We start from the raw sequence: 25,093 nt of genomic DNA, 5'->3' as shown, positions 1-25,093 counted from the left end.
AGATTTATTCCATAAGCATCAAAAAAGTTAGCTTAACGATAGTTTTTTGTTCGCTAAGTCAGGAGGTTTGCCATGGCTATGTTCCCCCACATAAGTTTAATCTTTTTATCAAGTATCGTTTCCATAGCAACTAGCTACACTGTATTGATCCTTATCGAGTACATAAGCAGACGAAAAAAGGCCATCCACTCGCGCTCGAAAGTGTTGGCAATCCTAGCTTTAGGCAGCGGATTTTTTGGCATGCAAGTGATAGGTATCTTGACTTTTGCAGCGGAGTATCGCTTCACACCGCGCTTTGAACTACTCGCTCTCGGGCTAGTTACTGCTTGTCTCTTAGCAGCTTATATCGTAAAGATCATCCCAAAAGGCATCGGCAGCCGAAGCGAGATGACGAAGCGCATAATCCTCTCGGCATTTCTTGTGAAGGCCGTTCATTTTTTGGGCTTATCGGGTATTTTGTCTGTCCGTTTTTCAGCCATTTCAGCAAGCTATTACCTATTGTCAGCCATCATGGTGCTCGGAGTTACTTATTTTGGTTTCCGTTTTGTCCAGCAGTCCAATGCTAAGCAAGTAACGGAAAGACAGCGACTCATAAATGCGGCTATCATGGGAGCAGTGTTAACTCTGCTTCACTACACATCAACGAATACATTCTATTCTAATATGGCTCTTCCGCCAGTAGTAGGGGATGGTTTATGGGTTATTAGTACAGCTGTTTTTGTGGCGTTGATTGTTAGTTTGCTGCTCGTATTTGCTGCGAATTTGGCTTTGGTTGACCTGCATGCACTCGAAACAGAGACGGGTTTGTTGCAGCAAGTGAAAGCCAGCGAAAACCGATTCCGGACATTAGCGTACACCGATCAATTGACGGGCGTTCCGAACCGCCATTGGTTTTTTGCCCATTTGCGAGAAGTGTTGGATTCAGCAGATGGAAACTTGGAGACGATCGGCGTTGTGCTTCTCGATTTTGATGATTTTAAATCAATCAATGAATTGATCGGCCAAGATGGCGGTGACCAGTTCCTGAAGAAAATTGTCGAGCGCTTGAAAACCGTGTTGCCGGAATCTATCACGCTCGCAAGGCTCAGTGGGGATGAATTTATCTTTGCGGTGGCAAATGCGAAAAAGGCTAACCTCGAACAGCTTTGCCAAAATATTTTACTAGTCGCTGAGGAGCCGGTACATATCGGCGAGCGCTCGGTATCTTCAGGGGTCAGTCTTGGTATCAGTTGCCAAGAAGTCCGGGAGTTAAATGAGGAGAATTTGATTAAGCAGGCGGATCTCGCGCTGTTTATGGCGAAAAGTGCCGGCAAAGAAAGCTATCGATTCTTTTCGCCAGAACTGCTGGACAGCTCGATCCGGAAGCAGGAAATAACCTCTGCGCTGCAACAGGCATTGGTGAATGGTGAATTTTCGGTTCATTATCAGCCTCAAATTGAGTTGGTGAGCGGTCGGGTTATCGGCTTTGAGGCATTGCTGCGCTGGAATTCTACGCTGGGCGCTGTGCCGCCTTCTGAATTCATTCCGGTTGCGGAAGAATGCGGGGCCATCCACTCAATCGGAGAATGGGTGCTGCGTGAAGCGTGCCAGCAATTGAAAGCATGGAGAAAAGAAGGTCGGCCGGATGTCCACGTGTCGGTCAATGTGTCCGCTAAACAGTTCCTCGACCCGAAGTTTGCTGAAAAAGTGTCGAGCATTTTAATCGCTACCGACGTACCTGCCGGATGCGTGGAAATCGAAATTACGGAAAGTGTCATGATCGACCTTGATACGGCAGCGGGCTTGGTGGAGGAATTACAGGACATCGGCGTCAAGCTGGCAATTGATGATTTCGGGACCGGCTATTCGTCGCTCAATGCAGTGAAGAATATCCAAATCGACACTTTGAAAATCGATAAATCACTAGTCGATGAGGTGCTTGGAAGCGACCGTAGCATGGCCATCTTGGCGACGATCATCGAACTCGGAAAGAATCTCGGGGCAGATGTGGTGGTGGAGGGGCTTGAAACGCTCGAGCAAGTGAATTTGATGAAGCAATACGAAATTATCGGGCAAGGGTATTATTTCAGCCGGCCGCTTCCTGCGGATAAAGCTGTGAGGGTGTGGGATAAGTATTTGGAGCAGCCGGATGGATTGTTTCATGCACCGATTTTATATTGAGTTTAAAAGGCGCAGCGTTCAGCTGGGCCTTTTTTTGTGTGGAATGAAGAGTGAGCGGAGATAGTGAGGGTTTGCTTGGGGAATCGTTTCAGCGTTCTGTTTGAGTATCACCTGGCTAGTCGCCGCCGTGCTTTGGGTTGGCCTCTTGCCGTAAGCCAAGAAGAGCACTTGTCTTACGGCATCGGCTCACCCTTTTACGCCGGGCGGCTGGGAGATTTCGTTGCATGAAGTTTGTTTCGATGGGCCTGCGTCAGTAGTCAGTTGCCGGCTAGCGGGGGAATCGCTTCCCGGGACAAGTTTGTGAGAGTTTGCGTGCGGAGTCGTTTCAGCGTTCTCTTTGAGTATCACCTGGCTAGTCGCCGCCGTGCTTTGGGTTGGCCTCCCGCAATAAGTCAGGGAGAGCACCTGTCTTATTGCATCGGCTCACCCTTTTACGCCGGGCGGCTGGGAGATTTCGTTGCATGAAGTTTGTTGCGATGGGCCTGCGTCAGTAGTCAGTTGCCGGCTAGCGGGGGAATCGCTTCCCGAGACAAGTTTGTGAGAGTTTGCGTGCGGAGTCGTTTCAGCGTTCTCTTTGAGTATCACCTGGCTAGTTGCCGCCGTGCTTGGGGTTGGCCTCTTGCCGTAAGCCAAGAAGAGCACTTGTCTTACAGCATCGGCTCACCCTTTTACGCCGGGCGGCTGGGAGATTTCGTTGCATGAAGTTTGTTGCGATGGGCCTGCGTCAGTAGTCAGTTGCCGGCTAGCGGGGGAATCGCTTCCCGGGATAAGTTTGTGCGTGGGGGCGTATGGAATCGTTTCAGCGTTCTGTTTGAGTTTGCTTTGACTAGTTACCGCTATTTATTTTTCAACATTTTCCAATAAAAAAATTTAACTAGCATCGAAAATTTAACTAGTCTTTAACCTTGAAGATTGATAATGCATTTAGATATAGAACAACGATGCCGATCAATAATCAATGGGGGGTGAAGAGATGACGCTGGACATTCGGGTGCCGAGCATGGCCATTATCGATACGAAAGAGCAGTGGAACCGGGCAGTAAATGATTTCGCCCTACAGGATGTCTACTATACCTATGAGTACAATGAATGGAATGCCAAAAAAGAACAAGGGCAAGCTAAATTGGTTCATTTTCAAAACAGCCTGGGAAGCGTGATTTATCCCTTCATCATCAGGAAAATCGATGCGGATATCGCTGGGCCGCCGCTCTATGACATAACATCGGCTTATGGTTATGGAGGGCCTCTGATTTCAGGAGATCCCGGAGTTCTCGAGGAATTCCGCGAATTGTTCCAAGCGTATTGCCAAAACTCCAATATCGTTTCAGAGATTGTGCGCATGCATCCACTGCTGGAGAATGCCCATTATTTGCAAGGCTATTGTACATTGCAATACATCCGGAAAACGACGGCCGTCAACCTGGCAGGAGAACTTTCGGCAATTCAACAGCATTATAGCCATATGGCCAAGCGTAATATCAAAAAGGCGCGTTCGCATCAGCTTTATTGCCGGGCAGTTGAAAAAAGCGACAAGAATATAGGTATATTTCTCAAACTTTACAATGAAACGATGCAGCGAAAATCGGCTGCTTATTATTACTATTTCAGTGAAGCGCAGCTTAAACAGCAATTGGCGGATACAGCCATTTCAAAGTCACATTTGCTATTTGTTTTCCACGAAGAGCAAGTCATTGCGGCGGCGATCGTGCTCACGGCCAAGCGTTTTGCGCATTATCACTTGGGGCCTCTGACAAAAGGTATTTGAGTATGAGGCCGAATAATTTGTTGTTCGATTTCATGGTCGCTTTTGCAAAAGGCAAAGGCTGCAAAACGCTCCATTTGGGAGGGGGCTATCAAGAGGGCGATTCTTTATTCAAGTATAAATCGTCGTTTACTAATCAGAACCACTATGATTATTATTTAGGGACCAATATTTACCAACCTGATGTATATGAGAAACTTGCGCAGCTAAAAGGCAAGGCGAATGAGGGCGAAGGGTTCTTCCCTATCTATCGCAAGCCTTAACAAGCGAATACAAATGCTTCATATAAAAAAGGAGGGGTTTCAATGAATATCCATGGCAAAAAAGTCATTTTGCGTGCGTTAGAAAAATCCGATATGGAGAGTTTGAGAAGTTTTCATAACGATCCGTCTATCGGCCAATTGTTGGGGGGTGGTCACATCCGATCTCATCAGAGCAGCAAAATGAATGGTTTCATCGGCAAGCGCAGGATACGCGCAATTTGCGCTTTGCGATCGATACACAAGAAGACGGTTTTATCGGCATTTCAACGATCACGGACATCGATTTGAAAAACCGTTCGGCTTATCATGGCATCATTATCGGCAAAAAGAATATGCAGGGGCATGGCTACGGCCGTGATACTGTCATGACTACTATGAAATATGCGTTTGAAGAGCTTCAATTGCACCGGTTGGACGGGGATATCGTGGAGCATAATATCCCGTCCTATAATCTCTTTATCCAAAAATGCGGATGGAAAGAAGAGGGCAGGCTTCGCGAGCATGCCTATCGCAATAATCGCTATTACGACCGAATCATCGTCGGCATATTAAAGAAAGAATATGAAGAACTGTGCGAGCAACAGGATTATTGGAACCGTAAATCTGCTGAAACACTGAACAGTTTTTAAAGCGAAACTAAGGGAGGAGGGCATCCATGAACCGAAAGCTGGAGGGGAAAGTGGCGGTAATCACTGGAGCGGCTGGTGTCTTGGGCACTGCCATAGCAGAGCAATTGGCAAGTGAAGGCGCTAAAGTCGCGCTTGTCGATTTCAATCAACAAGCATTGGATAAATTGGTGAGCAGTTTCGGCGACAGCGAAAATATAATGGGTTTGGTGGCTGATGTCAGCAAAGAACAAGCTGTCCAGCATTATGTGAAGCAAGTGGTGGAGCGGTGGGGGAAGATCGATGTTTTCGTGAACAATGCAGGAATTATCGGGAAGACCGCCCTTCTCACGGAGCAAACGACAGCAGATTTCGACGCAATGATGAATTTGAATGTGCGCGGGGTTTTTCTGGGGCTAAAATATGTTTTGCCGGTGATGATTGCCCAGCAATCCGGCAGCGTCATCAATACTTCATCGGTGTCAGGCCTTATGGGCAGCAGCGGCAATTCCCTTTATTCGGCTGCGAAGCATGCGGTCGTCGGTTTGACCAAAACAGCTGCCTTGGAAGTGGCAAAAGATTCCGTCAGGGTGAATTCGATCCACCCGGCTCCCCTCGCATCGAGCATGATGGAAACCATTGAGCAATCGATAAATAAGAATGATCCTGCGCGGGTAAGGCAAACCATCTCTTCGCGAATTCCACTAGGGCGTTACGGGCAAGCAGAAGAGGTCGCTAAGCTTGTAGAGTTTTTAGCCAGTGATGACTCAAGCTTCATTACAGGCAGCCAGTATAGAATAGATGGCGGCATGGGGGCACGGTAAGAGAAAAAGTGCTGCAGGCCGCTGCGCTCATCGAATCGATGGAATTAATGAAAGGGCATGCGCCGATGCTCGAGAAATAAATAGCTTCATGGACAGCTCTCGCCGAAGGCATCTGGTTTTGGGAGCTGTTTTTCTTTGCCCAGATTTAACCGATTTTTAACATTCAGCAGGTAAGATTTGCTTACGACATTCCATCAGCAAAGGGGCGGCCAATCATGGCATTTTGGAAAAAAGCGAGGGATAAAGAATTGCCTCCACGCAATAAAGAAGATATTGTCCGCGAAATGTGGAGTCCGAAAAAGACAGCAGATCAATTATTCAATGTGAAATCTTATGGCGCAATCGGAGATGGCAAAGCTGATGACCGGAAAGCGTTGCAGCAAGCAATTAATGCAGCTTATGGCACGCCAAAAGGCGGGAATTTGTTCTTCCCGCCTGGCTTATATCGCATCAGTGGACCGATTGAAGTGCCGGAATGGGGTGTGGGATCGGTTGTTTCATGGATTGGGCATAGTGCAGAAACAACTCAAATCGCCCCGTCTGAACCAATGGATTATTTGGTGCGCATGCGTGGCGGAAGCGGTTCTGTAAAAGGAATCCAATTTATGGGGAGTGACCCGAAAAACGGCTATACGCAGCTCGTGAAAGTTTGCATGGTCGCAAGTGAAATTCGCGATAAATTATTCTCGGGTGCTGCGTTCATGTGGGGGTCTGTTCACGGCTTACAGATTTTAGAGGAGGGCAATAATAATTTATGCGTGTTTGACCGCTTGTGCCAGTTTTCGCAAAATGGCTCGGTCATTGAAGGCAGCGGTGCTTCAGGACAAGGAACGGAAATTTCATTCCTGCAACTAGATCCGGCAGCGCGTGACGTCCATGTCGGCGCTTATTTCAAAGTGGGCACGGGGGAAGGGTCTGTTTACCATATTGATCAAGTCGGCTCGCGCAGCATCACTGTGTCGCCACCTTTGAAAAAACCGATTGCTCCGGGAAGCTCTTATAAAATCCATCTCGGCTGCGGATTGCAGACCGACAGGGGCAGTGATAATAATGTCTACGGGATTTACGATTGCCATTTTGTCGGCAACGCAGCGACTGGCCTTATGGTACGCGGACTTTACGGCCACCATATTCAAGGGGGGAATTTTGACTCTAACGGCATTGCAGGCATCCATATCGGCAGCGGCGCAATCAATACGACCCCTGCCTACTCCGGCAGCATCAACCATAGCTATTTTGAGAATAATGGCTATGCAAATGTCCTGCTCGATTATGCATCGGGGCTTAGCATCATCGAACCGCTTCTCGCGAAACCACGAGACGGCATGGGAGACGGGCTGGCTTCGATCACGTCTTTATATAATCAAGATTATCAATACAATACAACGAGCATCCTGTATAACGGTCGCTTGCATCAATACGTTGTAGAATCGGGACGTTCGCCCATAGATATGGAAGACGCCCCGCGCATTACGGTCAATCGGAAAAATGGCACGTCGCAGACAGAGATTGTTAAACTGCCGCCAGCGCCGACGCATAAATTTAATGAAGAAGTCGAAATCTTTGTCGAGCATAGCGGCGGCCAGGAAGTCCGGCTCATTTGTGACAACGCCAAAGTCAACAACAAACCCGGCGGTGAAGGAGTACTTGCGCCTGCAGGAATCGGCTACAAAATTACAGCCTTTTATAATCGAAATGACAAGAGCTGGATGGTTTCACATACATTGCCGTTAGAATAAGGGATTTTATACCTGAATTTTCAGATTATTATTGACTCGATGGTTTTTAATTGGTATTTTTGTATTATCATCATCAATAAAATTAGATATTTTGAATTAATTTTTATACTATAGGTGCATGATTCATGCGAAGCGGAGGGGTATGGATGGGGAAAAAGAAAATTTTAATTCTTGGTGGTACGTTTCATATGGTGAATGTAGTAGAAACAGCCAAACGCATTGGCTATTATACAATCGTCACCGACAATATGGCCGGGTCCCCAGCAAAGAAAATAGCGGATCAATCGTATGATGTTAGCACTGCAGATATCCAGAAGCTTGCTGAAATTGGCAGAAAAGAGCAAATTGACGGCGTCTTTACCGCATTTGACGATGTGAACACTTGGCATGCCGTAGCATTGTGCAAAACGCTTCAATTGCCGTTTTACGCTACGCCGGCACAACTTGATGTCACTTCGCATAAAGACCGTTTCAAGGACTATTGCCGGACATTTGGCGTGCCGGTCGTTGAAGAATATAAATGCGATCCAGCTAGAGATATAGCACTTCCAATTGTAGAGTTTCCGGTTATCGTCAAACCCGTCGATAGTTACGCAAGCAAAGGAATCACGGTGTGTTACGGTGAGGAGGAACTCGCAAAGGGGGTCCAGAAGGCAGTCGGGGAATCCAAATCGGGCAAGGTCATGCTCGAGCGTTTTGTTGATTCAGACATCGGCGTCCAGGCATTCTACACTGCCAGGGACGGCCATCTCGTCCTGACTGCCGTCACGGACCGCTTCACCCATCAGCAATCTAAAGAATACCCACCTTTGCCTGTGGCGATGTTGTTTCCCTCACAGCATCAACAGCAATATATAGAGGAAGTCGATTCAAAGGTGCGCGCCATGATCCGCAGCATGGGCATCAAAAACGGCTTGGTGTTCATCCAGACACTTTATGAAGATGGCAAGATATATGTATACGAGATGGGCTTTCGGTTTAGTGGCGAACAGCATTATCATATTATCCACAAGCAGACGGGCGTCCATTTATTGGAAATGATGCTTGATTTCTCTATTGGCGAAGATACCGCCAAGCATCCCATCGAATATTTTGACCATGCTCCAATGCTATATCCTGCTGCCAATTTGCCGATCTTACTTATGCCTGGAACGATTACGGAAATTCACGGATTAGATGCAGTAAAAGCAATGCCGGAAGTGATTTCCTGCGTCATCAATCGTTCTCTAGGCCAAGTGATCGAGCGCACAGGCTCCTACTCTCAAATGTTTGGCCGATTTAACGTGCTTGCCTCGTCCCAACAACATCTGCTAGAAACGATTGAAAACATCTATTCTACGCTTGATATTCGTTCAGAGGATGGCAGCGATATGATTATGGCTCGCTTTCAACAAGCGAAAATGAATGCTTCTTAATATTAACTACGAAGCAGCGGGACTCGTGCCACGCTGTTTTTGTATGCTGAAAAATAGCAAAGCGCTGGACCTTTTGAGGGTCCAGCGCTTTTTTAAGCTCTGTATAAAGGGAAGTGGCCGGGATTTTTAATGCCAAATTGGAGGCGTTTCAGTTCTGTCAGTTTGCCATACACCTCTGTATTGCGAATCCGCTTGCCGGTCAAAATCTCAAGCGGCTCTGTTTTGGTGAATCGCCGTTTGAACCGGTAGAGAGCATCGTTTGTGGCACCGCCCAGATGAAGCTGGGAAAAACCATGTGCTTTCCCGTAATTGCATGCTTCTGCCATAATCAGTGAATTACCGGCACAGCGGAAATATTCGGGGTCATTGGCGACCAGGTGATAATGCATATAATCGCCGTGATGGACAATTAACGCAGAAGAAACAATCTTGCCTTCAAATTTCGCATTGAGCAAAAATTGCTTGCCTTTGAGACCTTGGAAAGAATTTTTCAACATCCCGTGTTCGAATAAATAATGATCTGGAAACTCGTTACGGTCGGCGGTAAGTCCATACAGCCGGTAAAAATCATCGAGTGTTTCTCCGGTGAAATCGTATTCGACCGTCACGCCATTTTTCAAGGCGCGGCGCACTTGCTGGCGCGCGGCCGATGAAAACTCGTAGCGGAAAGGATCTTCAACGGTTAAGTCAATATACATGACAATGCCACGCATATCCAAGCCATAAAGGGGGAAGAAGTCTTCGGCATTTTTAACCCAGGAGCTGAATCGAATGTATTCAGAAACAATGTGCTGCTGGTCGCAATATTCTTGGAACGCTGCATCGAATTCTTCAACCAATGCCCGGCGCTGCCCTTCTGTGGCTTCAATGATAACCGGCCCGCTTTGCCCGAATGCAGTGATTGTATCAAACCAGCCATCTAAAAGGGGAACCGGACGTTTAATAAAAGGGTAAATAATATGGCCGATATCACTTTTCCATTCAAACTGTTGAAATTCCCCTCCTTCGTGTGCGGCGTAAGCCTCATTCCATTCAGGTGTAAAGAAGATGTCCGGAACCGCTAGTTTAGTAGGTACTGACATGGTTCTCTTCCTCCTTCAATTAAGTGGTATTCTTGCTGCTTTCACGATAAGGTTTTGGGGTTAAAAAGAGGTAAAGTATATTAAATAGGAAGAAATTTCGTTTTTTTCAGATTTTAAGATTGACAAAACAACCTGCTGATTGGTAAATTTGGTCTACAAATGAAGAAGAGAATTGACCAGTATCCGGAGATGAGGAAGAAAAGATAGCACATAATGCTCATTAATTTGAAGGGGGTGTTTTCTGTGGAAAAACAAAAAAAGCTGCTGATCCTTGGAGGCATTACGCACATGATCGATGTGGTCGAAACGGCTAAAAGCATGGGTTTGTACACCATCGTCACGGATAATAACGAAACTTCGCCAGCAAAACGGCATGCGGATCAAGCTTTCGACATTAGCACGGCAGATATCGATGCTTTAGAAGAGATGGCGCGGCAGGAACAAATCGATGGCGTGTTGACAGCTTTCGATGACATTAATACATGGAATGCGCAATTGTTAACAGAACGGCTTGGGCTGCCGTTTTATGCCACAAAAGAGCACCTCGAAATCAGTGCGAGCAAAGATCGATTCAAGGAATTTTGCCAGCACTTTGATGTGCCGGTCATCGAGCAATACGAAAAAAACGATGGTGTGCCGGTGGACTATCCGGTAATCGTTAAACCGGTCGATAGCTATGCCAGCAAAGGTATCACGGTCTGCCAAGGTGAAGCAGAACTAGTTGAGGCGGTGGAAAAAGCTCGGCGCTTTTCACGACAAGGCCGAGTACTCGTTGAACGTTTTATCGATACGAACCACGGCGTGGAGATGTATTACACCTTGCAAAACGGCGACGTTATTTTATCCGCTGTTACAGACCGATTTGTACACAATCAAGGCCACCAAAGCCCGCCGCTGCCGGTCGCAACGATTTATCCTTCAAGCCATCTTGCTGAGTTCGTTTTAAAGCACGATGGCAATATCCGAAAAATGTTGAAAGGCATGGGTCTCCAAAATGGCCTTGTGCTGATCCAGTCTCTATACGAGGGTGGGAATTTCTATATTTACGAGATGGGCTACCGCCTGAGCGGGGAGCAACATTACCAAGTCGTCAAACGCCAGACAGACGTCAACTTATTGGAGATGATGATTGATTTTGCCATCGGAGAAGACATTTCCCGATACGACCTGAGTAATTTTGACGATGGATTTATGCGCTATCCGTCCTGCAATCTATCGGTACTTTTGGGTCCGGGAATTATCCATGAGATCAAAGGCTTGAAAGAAATTCTGGAGCTGCCATCCATCATTTCCTGGGTACCTACACGAGAAGTGGGTGATGAGATCTCAGTGACGGGCTCGTACGCTCAGATGCTTGGCCGTTTCAATATTGTGTGCCAGACGGTAGAGGAGCTGAACGGAACTATCCGTGAAATCAACCAGCTGCTTGAAGTCATTTCTGAGAACGGCGAGGACATGGTGCTTGCCCGTTATCTTGCAGAAGAAAAAGTAACATAAGCCACAGCAGCAGCTGCGGCTTTTTATTATGGACTGCGAAAAAAAGCATCCTTAAAAAACTGAAAACTAATTTGTCGATATATCATTGGTTCCCACGCAAAAAGAGGCTTCCCATTTGGAAGCCTCTTTGCTATTTCGAATAAGTCGTAACAAATGATGGGCGCGGAAAGATGTTGGGCCGCTTGTCGATGCCTTCTGATGTGCCGCGTTTTTTATGAGCGTGCGAATAGGCCTGAGACGCTTGCCAATTGGTGAACGCAGATTCGTCTTCCCATATTGTCAGAATGACGTACGTATCAGAATGAATCGGGCGCAAGATGCGAATCGCCGCAAAACCCGGTTCTTTTTCAACAAGCCCTGCCCGGTTTTGAAAGCGCGATTCAAACAGGTCGCGGCCTTCATCCGTTACGGGAATATTGTTGAATACAGCAAATCCGCCATCTTCAAGACGGCCTTTTTGGTCAAGAATTTCATAAGCTTCGGTCTGGTCGTCAGCCAAAGCTTCTTGATCATGGATGGCCACTGCCTCGCCGCCATTTGTTAAAACGAACCAGCCCTTATTTTTCAATGCAGGAGCTTCGTCTTCATTGCCGAGCCATTTATAGAGCTTCATCGGTATGCACCTCTTTTTTCTATAGTTCTTCATTTCTTATAGTAAGTAAATGTTTTCATTTTCGCAAAGAATCGTGTCTCCTTTTCAAGCAATTATATCTATATATAAGTACGTAAAAAATGCGCCTTGTTTAACCTGTCTTTAACCTGGGTCTTTTAGGATAGGAGCTACTAAAGGCTTTCATTTGGAAAGGAGTGCATGCAATGGCAAGAACTCGACCAGGCATGGTGGGGATGATTCTCAACCTACAACGAGAAAGAAGGAAAACAAGATGGGGGATCTTTATTTCGATGAACGATACGGGAAGTTGTATGAAGAAATTGAGAAAGGCGTGCTCCAAGTATTTGAATTCGCTCATCCGCTTGGACACGTTCGGCATGTGTTCATCAAACGAGAAATTCCGATTCTGCTTGGATCCGAACGCTACTTTGATATTGTCACGCCATATGGCTATGGCGGCCCTTTAATGACGGGCTGTGCGCCGGAACACAAGGAAGAGCTGGCAGCGGCCTTTGCATCAGCCTTCGCGGTTTACTGTAGAGACGAACGAGTGGTGGCTGAATTTATTCGATTCCATCCAGTGCTCGGCAATGCCAAGGATTTTGAGTGTAGCTACGAGGTCCGCTATTTGCGCGATACGGTTGGCACGTCGATTGCGGTTTATGACGATCCGGTCGAAGCCGAGTTCAGTGCATCAGCAAGGAAGAATATCCGGAAGGCATTGCGCAAGGGCGTTGAATACCGGGTAACGCTTGGGCCGGATAACTTGAAAGCATTCCAACAGGTTTACTTTGCGACGATGGACCGCAATCAGGCAGATCCGTTTTATTATTTCAACGAAAACTATTTCGTGCAATTGCTCGAATCATTCAAACAGTGTTTATTGTTGGTTGAAGCATTGTATGAAGGTGAAGTAATTGGCATGGAGTTGCAATTTGTCTACAACGATTTGATTCATACCCATTTGTCTGGAACGTATGAAGAATTCCATCATCTTTCGCCGGTTTACATCATGCAGTATGCAGCGGTGATGTGGGCGAAAGAACACGGCATCAAACTGATTCATGGAGGCGGCGGACGGACGAATAGCGCTACGGATAATTTGCTTCGTTTCAAACAGCAATTTGCGCGCCAAACGAGTTTTGTATTTTATAGCGGGCAAAAAGTATGGAACGAAGAAATTTACACAAAGCTTTGTGAAGCCGTAAATGCCGCTGTGACAGATGACTTTTTCCCAGCCTACCGGAAACATCCGGCAAAAGAAGCCAGTGAAGTGTAGTAGAGAGAATCCAAAGGGGGAGCATGAACAAACCACAACAGAAATGAGGTTTAGCATGTGAAGGCCAGCCGTGTGAAGCGGCGTATATGAAAGGAAGTGGACGTATTGAAGGATTTGTTTTTCGAAGAAGCATACGGCAAGCTCTATGAGAGGATGGAGCGAGGTGTGTGTGAGGAATTCGTTTTTCAAAGCGCTTACGGCGAAATTAAGCACCTGTTCATCAAACGTGAAATTCCGATGCCAATCCAAGGGGACACATGGTATGACGCCATCACTCCTTACGGTTACGGAGGTCCCAGAATTTTGCGTTGTGCTACGGGCTGCCATTCTGATCTAGTCCATGCTTTCGAGAACGCGTTTCGTAAATATTGCGAAGAGCAACGGATTGTCAGTGAATTTGTTAGATTTCATCCAATTTTCGACAATGCCCGCGATTTTTCCAATTGCTACGATATCACATACCAACGCGAAACTGTCGGGACGACAATCGATGGTTTCGATGATCCGGTTGCTTCCGAGTTTTCAAAGTCCGCCAGAAAAACATTACGCCGCTCGCTGAATGCAGGTGTCACCTGCCGCATCACCGTTGCACCGAGAGACCTTAGCCGTTTCAAGGAGATTTATCGCGAAACGATGAGCCGGGTGCATGCGGATTCCTATTACTTCTTTGATGATGTGTATTTTGACAGCTGCCTGTTGAAGTTTGCCGATAACATCATTTTGGCCGAAGCCCTCTATGAAGGGGAAGTAATTGCGGCGGAATTGCATTTTCTTTATGATGGCGTCCTGCACACGCACCTTTCTGGCACAATCCACGACTTCCATCAGTTGTCGCCTATCTACGTTTTGCAATACGGCGCTGTGCGCTGGGGCAAAGAGAATGGCGTTAAGCTGATCCATGCTGGAGGTGGCCGGACGAATGATAAGGAAGATCCGTTGTATAAGTTCAAGAAGAAGTTTGGCCAACACACTGGCTACCATTTTTATACCGGCCGTAAAATTTGGAATGCTGAAGTTTACGAAGAGTTGTGCAAAAGGTCCAGCGCTCGTGTGGATGAGCCCTTTTTTCCGGCGTACCGTGCCAATATTGGCAAGCTATTGAGCAGCGTATAAAACTTTATCAAATCACTGAGCGTCCGCCGAGGTTTTGGCGGACGCTTTTTATGGTTTTTTAGAGAGATGGACGAGTGAGCGAGATGGACTGCTTGTTGAATGCTTCAGCGTTAGATAACCGCTTCCCGCTTGGGGCAGGCCTTTTGACATCAGACAAGAAGAGCACTTGTCTGATGTCGTCGGCTCGCCCGTGTGCGCGGTTCAGCTTTTAGATTTCGATGGAATTTTATGCGATGGAATGTCTTCATCTCTCTTTTTCATCCGCTGCTTGTGGTTGGGTAGCTGGTCTTGAAAGTTGGCGAGTGAGCGAGATGGGTTGCTTGCTGGATGCTTCAGCGTTAGATAGCCGCTTCCCGCTTGGGGCAATTCATTTTCTTAGTGCAGCCGGATGGTTGATAAATTTTACTGGAGGCTCTACCGGTGAAGTATAGGATGTTTTCGATCAGCTAAGTGGAGAGGATTGATTATGGCTATGGGATGGACACGTTGGTTGTTATTTGTAATATCCCGAACCGCTGTTAACCCATCATTTGGTTTCATCTTGCAGGCAAAGGAATGTACAGCTTGTAAAACACCATCTTATTACCTTTTAAATTTCTGAATTAAACAAAAATTTATGAAACGTTTAATGAGTTTAACCATCTCTTAACCTCTGCGACATAGGATGAATAACAACAGGACTCCATCCGCGCCACACTCTAAGGAGGGAAGCTGCTGAAAATAGACGGCCAAGTTAAATGGTTCGCTCGATCACCGCTTCGGGAGTGAAATCTTGCTTCCAGAATGAACGCAAAAGAGGTTGAAACTATGGAAAAAACAGTTATTTCCATTATGCTCATTGTAATTATCACTAAAATCATGGGATTTTCACGAGATATATTTCTTGCCTACTTTTATGGGGCTAATGGTCTTACAGACGCCTATCTGATTTCTACTAATATCTCTACTGTTATCTTCGCATTTATTGGTATGGGTATCGCAGCCAGTTATATTCCTGTTTATACAAAAATTTTTAAGGAGCGTGGAAGAGAACCAGCAGAGAAGTTCACTGTAAATGTTACTAATACAGTCATGTTGTTAACGACAATATTAGTCTTAATGATTATTTGCTTTACTACACCAATCGTTAAATTGTTCGCGTTTGGTTTTGAAGGTGAAACTTTACGAATTGCTGTAATATTCACTCGCATTATTTCAGTGACATTATATTTCACTGCATTGATATTTATTTTCACTAGCTATCTGGAAGTGAAAAATCGTTTTCTTATAACAGAATTAAGTGGTTTACCCTTAAATATCATTTTGATTGCCACTATTGCCATTAGTTCATGGTTGGGACTTTACATCTTAGCAATAGGAACTGTATTAGCAGTTATCGTTCAGTTTTTAAGTATGATTCCAGCTATTAAAAAAAGTGGTTATCGCCATCGATTTGTATTGGATTTTAAAGATCAAGACTTGAAGAGAATGATTGTTCTTGCCATTCCAGTGATCATTGGAGTATCCGCTGATCAAATAAATGTATTGGTAGATAGAACTATCGCTTCACAAATTACGGAAGGCGGAATTTCAGCCTTAACTTATGCCCACAGACTGGTCTTCTTTGTTCAAGCGATATTTGTACTTGCCATAGTTAAAGTGATGTTTCCTAAAATCTCCAAATTAGCAGCGAGAAAAGAAATAAAAGAGCTTAAAGACGTTGTAGGAAAAGTTATTGCAGCAATATCAATTATCGTTATCCCTGCAGCAGTAGGCATGATGATTTTTTCGAGACAAATTACTGAACTAATGTTTGGGAGAGGGGAATTTGATGAATACGAAATTGAAATGACCACCGGTTTAATATTTTTTTACGCACTCGGGTTGCTCGGGTTTGGCTTGCGTGAAGTGCTGTCGAAAGTGTTTTATTCCTTAGAGGATTCACGAACGCCGATGATCAACGCGTTTGGCGCCATGTTTTTAAATGTTGGATTGAATTTGGTGTTGTCTCGCATTATCGGCTTGAACGGCTTGGCCCTTGCGACTAGTATCGCTGCAATCGTCAGTACGGTTCTTTTGTACGCATCACTGGTTCGCAAAGTAGGCTCGCTTGACAGTCGCAGATTAATGATTGATTTAAGTAAAGGTATTCTCGCAGCGATCATCATGGGTGTCGCAGCACGAACGGCATATTCGGTTTCGCTGCTTGCAGTCGGGGATATTGCAGCATTGTTCATCGGCGTATGTATAGGTGTTGTCGTATATGCAGCAATGTTGTGGGTGCTGCAATTAAGTGACATTGCTTATTACAAAGCTCGTGTGTTGGCCTTAGCCAGACGTTGAAAGAAGGGGGTGGAGGTTCGTGATTTATGTAATTGGATTTTTTGTCATACAGATTCTTGCCACATTTTTGATTAAAGATTTTCTCCCGCCGGGTGATGGGTATGCGATGCTTCTCGTCTTTACTGGAATAGTTGCCATTTCATTGTATTTATACCGCAATTTGAAAAATGAGTGGCTGTTCGTCATTTTTGCAGGGTTCGCCGTACGGGTGGTCATTTTATTCATTGATTTATATGTTCCCTCAATTGGAATCTTCTCGAGCGGCACGGATACAGAATATTTCCATGAAGTATCCGTCTTGGTTGCCAATGGCCAATATCCACTTGACCAGACCCATACGGTGTACGTGCCATTTTTGTCAGGGCTCTACTATATGGTTGGCGATCAGCGGGCGTATTCACAATTTCTCAATATCGCCTGCTGGGTGTTTTCAGCGGTCTTCCTTTTCAAGTCATTGAACTATTTGCAGATTGAGAAGAAATTGAGCTTTATTGCTTTGCTAATCTTCACCTTGATGCCGAACAGTATTTTCATGTCGAGCATCTTGCTCCGGGAAGCGCTCATCATTTTCTTCACGACCGTGTCACTTTATTACTTCCTGCGCTGGATGGGGGAGCGGTCGTTTTTCCAGTTTGGCTGGGCGGTCGTCTTATCGATTTTGGCGATGATGTTCCACACCGGCATGATCGGCTTGCTGCTCGTCTATATGGCCTCGTTTGTCTGGCTGGAGCGTGGGAAGATGGGCAGCAAGATTTCCACACCGCTCATTTATTTACTGTTTGTCGGTGGCATCGCTTTTCTCGTCTTGCAAAATACCGATGTCTTCTTAAGTAAGTTTGTCACGGAAGAAGGCAGCACGGTCGAGTACGAGATTTTTGCTGAAGGCGGATCGGTCTACTTGGCCAGCTTCAGTGGTTTGTCCGGCATAGCGGCGCTGCTCGTGGCACCACTTAAAATGTTCTACTTCCTGTTTTCTCCGCTTCCGCTCGATTGGCGAGGAACTGCAGATATCATCAGCTTTCTATTCGATTCAAGTGTTTACTTATTCTTGATTGGCGCGACGCTGTACGGGCTGTACCGGAGTGAAATGCCGATCCGAGCGAAACTATTTATCCTGCTGGTGCTCGGCATGACCGTATTCATTTATTCATACGGGACGCAAAGTGCGGGTACTGCAATGCGCCACCGCAATAAAATCATTCCGCTGTTATTGCTGTCGTATGCAGCAGCTAATAGCAAGCAATTGCTGGAATTCATCAAATTGAAATGGACAGGCAAAAAGGGGGAGAAGGTGGGCTCATGATGGAAAATGTAAAAATCGCAATTGTCGGTGTCAGTGAAACCAGCTTGCTTGCAGCAACAAAGTTTGGCGCCGTTTACCCGGTCATCGTATTCGATCCGGACAGCTCTAAAAAAGCCCGATTTGATCAGCACGGCATCGCTTTTACCGATCAAGTGAGTGAACTCGCCGATGCTGGCATCCTCTTGATGACTGGTCCGAAGCGCCCGGCCTATACATTAGATGCACTTGCGATGCAATGCAAAATGGTCGGACAGCATATGAAAAAAGGTTCCGTGCTCATTTTCGAAGCCCCTGTCTATCCGGGGACGACAGAAGAAGTTTGCATCCCATTGCTCGAACAGCATTCTGGTTTTACCGCCGGCAAAGAATTTTTTGTCGGGTTTGCGCCGAGTAGATGGCAACACAAAGAAGCGCAAGGAGCAGTGGTGAAGATGCGCAAAGTGATCGCAGGACAAAGCGGTCCGGTCGTGGATTATCTGGCTGATTTGTTCACGCCGGTTCATGATGCTGGAATCCACAAAGCAAAGTCGATCCGGGTTGCAGAGGCTGCTCAATTGCTCGAAATCGCTCAAAAAGAAGTAAACATCGCCTTAATGAACGAAGTAGCGTTGACCTTGGATCAGCAAGGTATTGATACGCAGGATGTACTGGAGACGGCCAATACGAAGCGCGGGTTTATCAAATTTGAACCGGATCTCCTCGGCGACGCTCCAATGTCCTGGCAAGCAGCAGCTGATTTTTGGTGTAAGAGACAAATGAAGGGACGGCTGGTGGCGCAACGGATTATCAAGAAGCTTATCCAAAGCGAAGTTGTCATTCATGAAGCACGCATCACCGTACTTGGGCTTGTGAAACAAGATGGTGTCGGCGACTCCCCAGAATCCGGAGTGCTTGAACTTGTCTTAGAGCTTCAGGAATATGGCGTAGAAGTTCAAGTGTCGGATGCCCAGCTAGAGCTCAGGCAGGCAGAGTGCGTAGGGGGACTGTTGCTGACGAGACAAGAGGAGCTGCTTCCAGCGGTTGCGGTCATACTCGCAGTGCCTCACGAAGCGTACCGAAAAGCGGGGTGGAAATTATTTGAGCGCTTATTAACTGATGAAGAAGCATATGTATTTGATGTCAAGAGCATACTCGAACGGAATGAGAAACCGGAAAAAGTGACCTTATGGAGAATGTAAGGAGGGGCAGCCCATGATAGTTGAAGATTTCAGTGAAGAAAAAAAGAGGCCAAAGCGCTCGAACCCAGCAGCAAGATGGTTTGAAGCTATTCTTGCCACATTGATGTTATTGGTCTTATCGCCACTACTACTAGCAGTCGCCATCTTGATTCGTATCGAGTCAACAGGTCCAGCAATGTTCAAGCAGCAGCGAGGTGGACTATACGGACGTCATTTCACCATCTATAAATTCCGGACGATGGAAGATGGACGGGATAGAAAGCGTCAATGCCTTAACCCGTTTGACGGCGATCCGAGCATTACGAAAATTGGCAACATCCTCCGCAAAACAAGTATCGATGAATTGCCTCAGCTGATCAACATTGTCAAAGGGGATATGTCATTCATCGGCCCGCGCCCGACCGTCATCGACCAGACAGATAATTATAATGATTACCAAAAGCAGCGGCTGATGGTGAAGCCTGGGGTCACAGGACTTGCACAAGTGAGTGGCCGAAATAGTTTGAGCTGGGATGAAAAAATCGATATCGACATTGATTACATCAACCGCAAAAGCTTGCGTCTTAACCTATATATCTTGCTGCAGACGGTAGTAAAAGTGTTTCGGACAGAGGAAATTTACGAAAGAAGCTGAGCGGAGGAGACTGCAATGACCACAAAATTGATTCACGCCGTAACTGTTTCGGGAAGTTTGAGCTTTATGAATGGACAATTACGCTATTTAAAGAGCCAAGGTTTCGATCCGAAAGCCTTAAGTTCTAGGGGGCAGGGTTTCGAAGAATTTCAGTCCAGTGAACAAGTAGAAATGCTTGAATTGTCAATGGATAGGGGCATCTCGCCGCTGCGCGATGCACAATCACTTGTCCGGTGCGTCGCGCTGTTTCGTCGGGAGCGCCCATTGATCGTCAATGCCAGTACGCCGAAAGCTGGCCTTATCGTCACGCTTGCCGCAAAAATGTGCCGGGTGCCTATCAGGATTTATACAATGCGGGGATTAAGGATGGAAACGACTATAGGATGGAAACGCAGCTTGTTATTGAATATGGAGAAAGTCGCTGCCTCTTCTGCCACACATTGCCTGGCCGTATCGGAAAGTTTGAGGGAGCAGGCAATTGAGTTCGGCATTGCCGATGAACAAAAAATTAATGTTCTTGGTAAAGGCAGCGGTGATGGCTTTGATATAGCAAGGTTCCAGCAAAGCGCTGAAGTTGAAAAAACCGCAATGGAATTGCGTGAGCGCTATCAACTTAGCAAAAAACATATAGTTCTCGGGTTCGTTGGCCGATTGACAAAAGATAAAGGCATTAACGAACTGGTAGCTGCTTTTAAGCTGTTAAGCCAAGAAAACCATCAGCTGCGCTTGCTCATCGTGGGTGATTATGAAGATGATGACCCGGTGGATGATCAAGTGAAATGGGAAATCGAAAACAATCCGAGAATTATTAAGACCGGCTTTCTTCCAGATCCGGTCGCTTATTACTATTTGATGGACATTTTTGTGTTCCTGACCAAACGTGAGGGTTTTGGCAATGTCTCGATTGAAGCTGCATTGTGTGGGCTTCCGGTCGTCGCTACGGATGTCACAGGTGCAAGAAATACGATTGTTGATGGAGAAACTGGCTGTTTGGTGGATCCTGGAAATTTGCAGGATATTACGAGAACACTTCGCGACTTAATCGCCTCGGAGAGTTTGCGCGCACGGTTTGGGGAAGCCGGGCGAGAATGGGCGAGTGCTCATTTCAGCAATGAGGTGCTTTGGAAAGAGCTGGACAGTTTCTACAAAAACTGCCTCGCTGAATCGCTGGTGCCAGCGAGCGAATTGAACTAAGGGTTCGGGTCATACGGGGAAAATTAAAAACAAAGGGGAGTTTCATTTGAAAACTTATTATTATATTGCGTCTGCTGGAGTGCTGGGTATAAAAACAAATATTAAAAATTTCGGTTGGTCGTACGGCCATAATGTCCCAGAAGGCACGAGCGAACAATACGAGCGTTGCGAAGTGCGCATGCAGGTTGAGTTAAAGGAATTTAACGACGATGCTGAACATGAAGCGATGGGGAAATACCATTATTTCAGTGGGACGCCTGGCGCTGACAAAATCTATTACACACGTAATTATGCTGGCAAAGGCCGGATGCGCATCCGGGCGGAGGGGTTTTTGACAGATGAACCGAAAATCACAGTGAATCGTGCTTATTACAAACTTATCATCCACCGAATTATGAACCTTCATTCTATCCCCTACATCATGACTGACTTAGCAACTTTACTATTGTTGAAAAAAGGCTATGCACCTATTCACTGTTCAGCGTTCAAAAAAAATGGGTCTACCCTAACAGTCTTTGCGCCTTCCAACACGGGTAAAACTATTAGCTGTATGACTGCATGTATAGATTATGGTGCGGAATTTATTGCGGAAGATTTAGCAATTACAGACGGAGAAAAAATATACTCAGTTCCGTGGACAAATACTTTTAGAGACTATTCTGCAAACGATAATACAGAACGGTCAAGCCATTCAAATATAATTAACGCGCTAGTTACGTTATCTGGATACTTAAATAAGAGAGAAGGTAAGCAAAGTGATTTTACTGAATATTTTAGCGATACTTCACTTTCTACAAAAAATACAGTTACTCATATTGCAATTCTTGAGAGAGGGGGCAATCTTGTTAGAGAAACCACTGAAGTAGAGTCTTTGCAAAAAATTATGAATTTAAATCGCTATATTTTTAACTACCTGCGGTCGCCACTTTTGACCGCTTATGAGTTTTTTAATCCGGAATTGAAAATCGACCAGGCGCTCGCCAATGAACGTGAAATTTTGACGCAATTGATCCGGGGCAGCGACAAAGTATTCTCCGTGAAAAAGAACAATGCCACCCATTATGCGAAAGAATTATTGGAACAAATCGGGAGCCCGATTGTACCTGCAGCTGTGGTGCAAGGGGCCTGAAAGGGAGCGGTCCACCATGTCAGCGAAAGTATTGCACGCCATGACCATTGCCCAAAGCCTGCAGTTGGTAAAGGGCCAACTGAAAACATTGGAAACCCGCGGCTATGAAGTGAAAGCGTTAAGTTCAGAAGGGAATTACGCCGAAATCTTTGAACAAGAGGAAGGGGTAAAGGTGCTGCACGTCAATATGGAGCGCGAAATTGCCTTAAAACAAGATTTGGAGTCGCTGGTTGCCTGCATTCGGGTTATCCGCTCCGAAAAGCCGGATATCGTCAACGCGGGAACGCCAAAAGCGGGATTGATCGTATCACTCGCGGCTTATTTCTGCCGCGTGCCTGTGCGCATCTATAATGTGTTAGGGCTGCGCTTGGAAACGACGAGTGGCATCAAACGGCAAATCCTGCTGAGGGCAGAAAAAATCGCTGCTGCCTCGTCGACCCATCTGCTTGCTGTATCGCCGAGTTTAAAACAGCAAATTGTTGAACTCGGCATCGCCCCGGCTGATAAAATCAAGATTCTCGGTCATGGCAGCGTCAATGGTTTCAATCTGCAGCGTTTTGAACTGGATGAAGAGATGAAAAAGCGTGTGGAAGAAAAACGTTTGGCGTATGGATGGACCGGCGAAGAACTTGTGCTTGGCTCGATGGGAAGAATCACGAAAGATAAGGGCATCGATGAGACGGTGCGTGCGTTCAGCGAGCTGCACGAACGCCATCCGAAATTGCGGCTGCTGATCATCGGCGATTATGAGTCGGCGGATGCGGTGTCGGATTGGACGCGACAGACCATCACCGATCATCCGCACATCGTTCACGAAGATTACCAACTGGACCCTTTGCCGTTTTATCATTTGATGGATCTGTTTTTGTTCTTAACAAAGCGGGAAGGGTTCGGAAATGTTTCGGCAGAAGCGGCGCTGACAGGAATTCCAGTCATCGCAGCGAACGTGACGGGTGCGCGTGATACTTTGGTAGACGGGGAGACCGGCTATTTGGTCGATCCTGACAGCCATGAGGATGTCATGGACAAATTGAATACATTGATTAATGATCCGGTGCTGCGCAAAGCGCTGGGCGCAGCGGGACAGGAATGGGTGCGCCAGAATTTCAGCAACGAGACCATATGGGAAGAGATGGATCATTATTACCGAAGCTGTTTGTTGGAGCGAGCGAGCGTGCTCGGTGAAGCGCAGTAAACAAGTTTATCGTCAGGATTCAACCAAAACGAAAAACCCGGCAACTCATCTGCCGGGTTTTGTGCTGACATCATTCTTTTCTTGGAGCGATACTGACCGGGCGAATGGAGCCCCATGGCGCGACATCAATCGTGACTTCGAGATCAACTGCTTCTTCAAGTTCAGGGCCGCGGCCTTGCTCGACATAAAAGTTTTCCAGTTGTGGGGCGACAATGCGGCGATCGTATTTACTGCCATTGATGGCACCGAAAAACGGGTTCTCCTCTATCCGGCCAATAACAGCGTATCCATCTTCGCCTTCGGTCAATGTGAAATAGATTGCCCCGTCGGAAATTCCAGCAGGTGCTTCGAGGTCCGGATATTGAAGCATGACATATTCTCCATAAAACGGATCGAAGGGGTCAAATGGCTCGGCGCGCAAAACATAATGTTCGCCAAACCATGAAGTGGCGTAGAAGCTGACGACGAGCAATGCGACGAAGGCAGTCTGTAAGGCAGGCATTAGCCATTTCTTCATGTCACTGCACCTTCTTTCTTGCGATTAAGCCACCAGGCAATGCCCGATAGAGCGAATAGCAGGAGCGCACCAATCAAGAAGAACAGCGACATGTCAAGCCGCTCCCACGCATAAATGACATAAATGACGAATTGGACGACGATAAAATAAACAAAACCTAAAGCGAGTGGCTGGTCTTGGCGCTGAGCGATAATCAAATAGGCGAGCGCCGTTAATTCAGCGGCAATGGCCAAAACGATGGCAGTTTCATCGTAAAGCATAAAGCCGACAAGCCCCAGTACGCCAAGCCACATCACATGACGTTCACGGAAATAGGCAAGTGCTAAAACGGCAGCTCCAGCAATTGCGAGTGCAATCGCTTCAAGCATCGTCAATTCGGCAAAAGCCATATCGCTTTCTCCGCGGATTGCCAAGAAAACAATCAACTGAATGCCGCCAACTAATAAGTAGAGCGGGCTCAACAACTTCTGCTTGTCTTGCGGAATCAGCAACAAGAGCAAAGTAAGCGCGAACAAGGTCCAGATCGGCACGAGCGGGCTCTCAATATCCCATATGCTCCAAACGAGCAAACCGGAACCGAATAGCAAGAGCCAGCTGAAGATCATGGCCAGCCCGTCTTTGCTCAGGAAGAACCAAACGAGCGTGACGGCGATGAAGAGCAGCCATTCGACTAAGCCGATGCCGGGAGCTGCCGAGCTCAGGATGGTGATTCCGCTAATAAACGCCAATACGGTAAATGCAGAATGGCGCCAGATAAAGAAGTGTGCGATGGCCGCAATAAACAAAGCCCACGGGACGATGCTGGAGCCGGTTCCGAGATGAAAGGTTTGGCCGGTCACAATTAAACTTGCCCAGAACATCACGTAACCGAGTATGCGGAAAATGATGGGGTGGCCGAACCGTTTTTTCTCGGAAAAATGAGCAAGTATATAGAAAATCCACATGAGTACTACAACCATGCCGACTTTTGCGATGGCCGGGATGGCTTGCCAATTGGCGGCGATAAAACTGAAGACGGCAAGCGCAAAAAAGATTAAGCCGATAATGAGCAAAAGAGGCAGTTTGCGTTTTTCCGGCTGACGGGTCTCAAACGCCTGGATGCGTTCGGCCGTTTCGATATCGATGACTCCTTCTGAGCGCCATTGGGCGATTTTGCGTTCCCATTCCATAGCGGGCACCTCCCTAATTATTAACTATATTATAATCCTAAATTGTCAGAAATGATAGAAAACTAGACTGGCTTCTAGGTCGAATTTAGTGATTTAACCA

Annotated in this window: 21 protein-coding genes; 17 read left to right on the top strand and 4 right to left on the bottom strand. The window is 46.5% G+C overall.

Annotated elements, in window-relative coordinates:
- The first annotated feature begins 204 nt into the window (after window positions 1-204).
- The 7 genes from BBI11_RS11750 to BBI11_RS11720 all read left to right on the top strand — a co-directional run bounded on the left by BBI11_RS11750 (window position 205) and on the right by BBI11_RS11720 (window position 8,768).
- On the top strand, window positions 205-2,160 hold the full coding sequence (locus tag BBI11_RS11750) for a putative bifunctional diguanylate cyclase/phosphodiesterase (protein WP_208597141.1): 1,956 nt from the start codon (window positions 205-207) through the stop codon (window positions 2,158-2,160).
- A gap of 973 nt (window positions 2,161-3,133) precedes the next feature.
- Window positions 3,134-3,925, top strand: a complete 792-nt coding sequence (locus tag BBI11_RS11745; RefSeq protein WP_068463544.1) for a hypothetical protein — start codon at window positions 3,134-3,136, stop codon at window positions 3,923-3,925.
- Window positions 3,926-3,927: 2 nt separating this feature from the next.
- Window positions 3,928-4,185 carry a hypothetical protein gene (locus tag BBI11_RS11740; protein WP_068463542.1) on the top strand — a complete coding sequence of 86 codons (258 nt, stop codon included), beginning with the start codon at window positions 3,928-3,930 and terminating at the stop codon, window positions 4,183-4,185.
- A 137-nt stretch (window positions 4,186-4,322) separates the two neighbouring features.
- The gene (locus BBI11_RS11735) at window positions 4,323-4,814 is read left to right on the top strand and encodes a GNAT family N-acetyltransferase (RefSeq protein ID WP_335645554.1); all 492 of its coding nucleotides are present in this window, start codon (window positions 4,323-4,325) and stop codon (window positions 4,812-4,814) included.
- A gap of 26 nt (window positions 4,815-4,840) precedes the next feature.
- Window positions 4,841-5,614: an SDR family NAD(P)-dependent oxidoreductase gene (locus BBI11_RS11730; protein ID WP_068463540.1), complete on the top strand. Its 774-nt coding sequence runs from the start codon at window positions 4,841-4,843 to the stop codon at window positions 5,612-5,614.
- Window positions 5,615-5,829: 215 nt separating this feature from the next.
- On the top strand, window positions 5,830-7,353 hold the full coding sequence (locus BBI11_RS11725) for a right-handed parallel beta-helix repeat-containing protein (protein WP_068463538.1): 1,524 nt from the start codon (window positions 5,830-5,832) through the stop codon (window positions 7,351-7,353).
- 146 nt (window positions 7,354-7,499) lie between these two features.
- On the top strand, window positions 7,500-8,768 hold the full coding sequence (locus BBI11_RS11720) for an ATP-binding protein (protein WP_068463536.1): 1,269 nt from the start codon (window positions 7,500-7,502) through the stop codon (window positions 8,766-8,768).
- Window positions 8,769-8,860: 92 nt separating this feature from the next.
- Here the strand turns inward: BBI11_RS11720 and BBI11_RS11715 are convergent, their stop codons facing one another.
- Window positions 8,861-9,850 (bottom strand): peptidoglycan bridge formation glycyltransferase FemA/FemB family protein, encoded by a 990-nt coding sequence (locus BBI11_RS11715; protein ID WP_068463533.1) that lies wholly within the window; start codon window positions 9,848-9,850, stop codon window positions 8,861-8,863.
- A 243-nt stretch (window positions 9,851-10,093) separates the two neighbouring features.
- Between BBI11_RS11715 and BBI11_RS11710 the strand changes: the two genes are divergently transcribed.
- Complete coding sequence (locus tag BBI11_RS11710) at window positions 10,094-11,347, top strand: ATP-binding protein (RefSeq protein WP_068463531.1); 1,254 nt, start codon at window positions 10,094-10,096, stop codon at window positions 11,345-11,347.
- Between the two features lie 130 nt (window positions 11,348-11,477).
- Here BBI11_RS11710 and BBI11_RS11705 read toward each other — a convergent pair whose 3' ends face one another.
- Entirely contained in the window at window positions 11,478-11,960 is a 483-nt protein-coding gene (locus BBI11_RS11705) for an antibiotic biosynthesis monooxygenase family protein (RefSeq protein ID WP_068463529.1), read from the bottom strand.
- A gap of 271 nt (window positions 11,961-12,231) precedes the next feature.
- Here BBI11_RS11705 and BBI11_RS11700 point away from each other — a divergent pair, with 271 nt between their 5' ends.
- The 9 genes from BBI11_RS11700 to BBI11_RS11660 all read left to right on the top strand — a co-directional run bounded on the left by BBI11_RS11700 (window position 12,232) and on the right by BBI11_RS11660 (window position 23,307).
- Window positions 12,232-13,239, top strand: coding sequence for a GNAT family N-acetyltransferase (locus BBI11_RS11700; protein WP_068463527.1), 1,008 nt, complete (start codon window positions 12,232-12,234; stop codon window positions 13,237-13,239).
- Between the two features lie 96 nt (window positions 13,240-13,335).
- Complete coding sequence (locus BBI11_RS11695; RefSeq protein WP_167358160.1) at window positions 13,336-14,352, top strand: GNAT family N-acetyltransferase; 1,017 nt, start codon at window positions 13,336-13,338, stop codon at window positions 14,350-14,352.
- Between the two features lie 807 nt (window positions 14,353-15,159).
- Window positions 15,160-16,674, top strand: a complete 1,515-nt coding sequence (gene murJ / locus BBI11_RS11690; protein ID WP_068463522.1) for a murein biosynthesis integral membrane protein MurJ — start codon at window positions 15,160-15,162, stop codon at window positions 16,672-16,674.
- Window positions 16,675-16,693: 19 nt separating this feature from the next.
- Window positions 16,694-17,977: a phospholipid carrier-dependent glycosyltransferase gene (locus tag BBI11_RS11685; protein WP_068463520.1), complete on the top strand. Its 1,284-nt coding sequence runs from the start codon at window positions 16,694-16,696 to the stop codon at window positions 17,975-17,977.
- Window positions 17,974-19,155, top strand: coding sequence for a UDP binding domain-containing protein (locus tag BBI11_RS11680; protein WP_167358159.1), 1,182 nt, complete (start codon window positions 17,974-17,976; stop codon window positions 19,153-19,155). The genes BBI11_RS11685 and BBI11_RS11680 overlap by 4 nt, the downstream gene beginning before the upstream one ends.
- Window positions 19,156-19,168: 13 nt before the next feature.
- Window positions 19,169-19,789, top strand: coding sequence for a sugar transferase (locus BBI11_RS11675; RefSeq protein WP_068463516.1), 621 nt, complete (start codon window positions 19,169-19,171; stop codon window positions 19,787-19,789).
- Window positions 19,790-19,804: 15 nt separating this feature from the next.
- Window positions 19,805-20,983, top strand: a complete 1,179-nt coding sequence (locus BBI11_RS11670) for a glycosyltransferase family 4 protein (RefSeq protein WP_068463513.1) — start codon at window positions 19,805-19,807, stop codon at window positions 20,981-20,983.
- Between the two features lie 46 nt (window positions 20,984-21,029).
- Entirely contained in the window at window positions 21,030-22,112 is a 1,083-nt protein-coding gene (locus tag BBI11_RS11665; RefSeq protein WP_068463511.1) for a hypothetical protein, read from the top strand.
- A 16-nt stretch (window positions 22,113-22,128) separates the two neighbouring features.
- Window positions 22,129-23,307, top strand: coding sequence for a glycosyltransferase family 4 protein (locus BBI11_RS11660; RefSeq protein ID WP_068463509.1), 1,179 nt, complete (start codon window positions 22,129-22,131; stop codon window positions 23,305-23,307).
- Window positions 23,308-23,377: 70 nt separating this feature from the next.
- On the opposite strand, the gene BBI11_RS11655 is transcribed toward BBI11_RS11660, so the two are convergent.
- Both BBI11_RS11655 and BBI11_RS11650 read right to left on the bottom strand, forming a co-directional pair.
- Window positions 23,378-23,824: a GDYXXLXY domain-containing protein gene (locus BBI11_RS11655; RefSeq protein WP_068463507.1), complete on the bottom strand. Its 447-nt coding sequence runs from the start codon at window positions 23,822-23,824 to the stop codon at window positions 23,378-23,380.
- Window positions 23,821-24,993 (bottom strand): DUF2157 domain-containing protein, encoded by a 1,173-nt coding sequence (locus BBI11_RS11650; protein ID WP_068463505.1) that lies wholly within the window; start codon window positions 24,991-24,993, stop codon window positions 23,821-23,823. Before BBI11_RS11650 ends, BBI11_RS11655 begins: the two co-directional genes overlap by 4 nt.
- Between the last annotated feature and the right edge of the window lie 100 nt (window positions 24,994-25,093).

Source organism: Planococcus maritimus (assembly GCF_001687625.2).
Lineage (GTDB): Bacteria > Bacillota > Bacilli > Bacillales_A > Planococcaceae > Planococcus > Planococcus maritimus.
The sequence above is the reverse complement of the archived record's forward strand: the minus strand, read 5'-3'. Positions and strand labels throughout refer to the sequence as shown.

What these genes read in the sequence shown, in the direction of transcription:
- BBI11_RS11725 (WP_068463538.1), top strand. Translation starts at nt 5,830, where the DNA reads ATGGCATTTTGGAAAAAAGCGAGGGATAAAGAATTGCCTCCACGCAAT.
- BBI11_RS11670 (WP_068463513.1), top strand. Translation starts at nt 19,805, where the DNA reads ATGACCACAAAATTGATTCACGCCGTAACTGTTTCGGGAAGTTTGAGC.
- BBI11_RS11680 (WP_167358159.1), top strand. Translation starts at nt 17,974, where the DNA reads ATGATGGAAAATGTAAAAATCGCAATTGTCGGTGTCAGTGAAACCAGC.
- BBI11_RS11655 (WP_068463507.1), bottom strand. Translation starts at nt 23,824, where the DNA reads ATGAAGAAATGGCTAATGCCTGCCTTACAGACTGCCTTCGTCGCATTG.
- BBI11_RS11650 (WP_068463505.1), bottom strand. Translation starts at nt 24,993, where the DNA reads ATGGAATGGGAACGCAAAATCGCCCAATGGCGCTCAGAAGGAGTCATC.
- BBI11_RS11675 (WP_068463516.1), top strand. Translation starts at nt 19,169, where the DNA reads ATGATAGTTGAAGATTTCAGTGAAGAAAAAAAGAGGCCAAAGCGCTCG.
- BBI11_RS11715 (WP_068463533.1), bottom strand. Translation starts at nt 9,850, where the DNA reads ATGTCAGTACCTACTAAACTAGCGGTTCCGGACATCTTCTTTACACCT.
- BBI11_RS11730 (WP_068463540.1), top strand. Translation starts at nt 4,841, where the DNA reads ATGAACCGAAAGCTGGAGGGGAAAGTGGCGGTAATCACTGGAGCGGCT.
- BBI11_RS11700 (WP_068463527.1), top strand. Translation starts at nt 12,232, where the DNA reads ATGGGGGATCTTTATTTCGATGAACGATACGGGAAGTTGTATGAAGAA.
- BBI11_RS11705 (WP_068463529.1), bottom strand. Translation starts at nt 11,960, where the DNA reads ATGAAGCTCTATAAATGGCTCGGCAATGAAGACGAAGCTCCTGCATTG.
- BBI11_RS11720 (WP_068463536.1), top strand. Translation starts at nt 7,500, where the DNA reads ATGGGGAAAAAGAAAATTTTAATTCTTGGTGGTACGTTTCATATGGTG.
- BBI11_RS11660 (WP_068463509.1), top strand. Translation starts at nt 22,129, where the DNA reads ATGTCAGCGAAAGTATTGCACGCCATGACCATTGCCCAAAGCCTGCAG.
- BBI11_RS11745 (WP_068463544.1), top strand. Translation starts at nt 3,134, where the DNA reads ATGACGCTGGACATTCGGGTGCCGAGCATGGCCATTATCGATACGAAA.
- murJ (WP_068463522.1), top strand. Translation starts at nt 15,160, where the DNA reads ATGGAAAAAACAGTTATTTCCATTATGCTCATTGTAATTATCACTAAA.
- BBI11_RS11740 (WP_068463542.1), top strand. Translation starts at nt 3,928, where the DNA reads ATGAGGCCGAATAATTTGTTGTTCGATTTCATGGTCGCTTTTGCAAAA.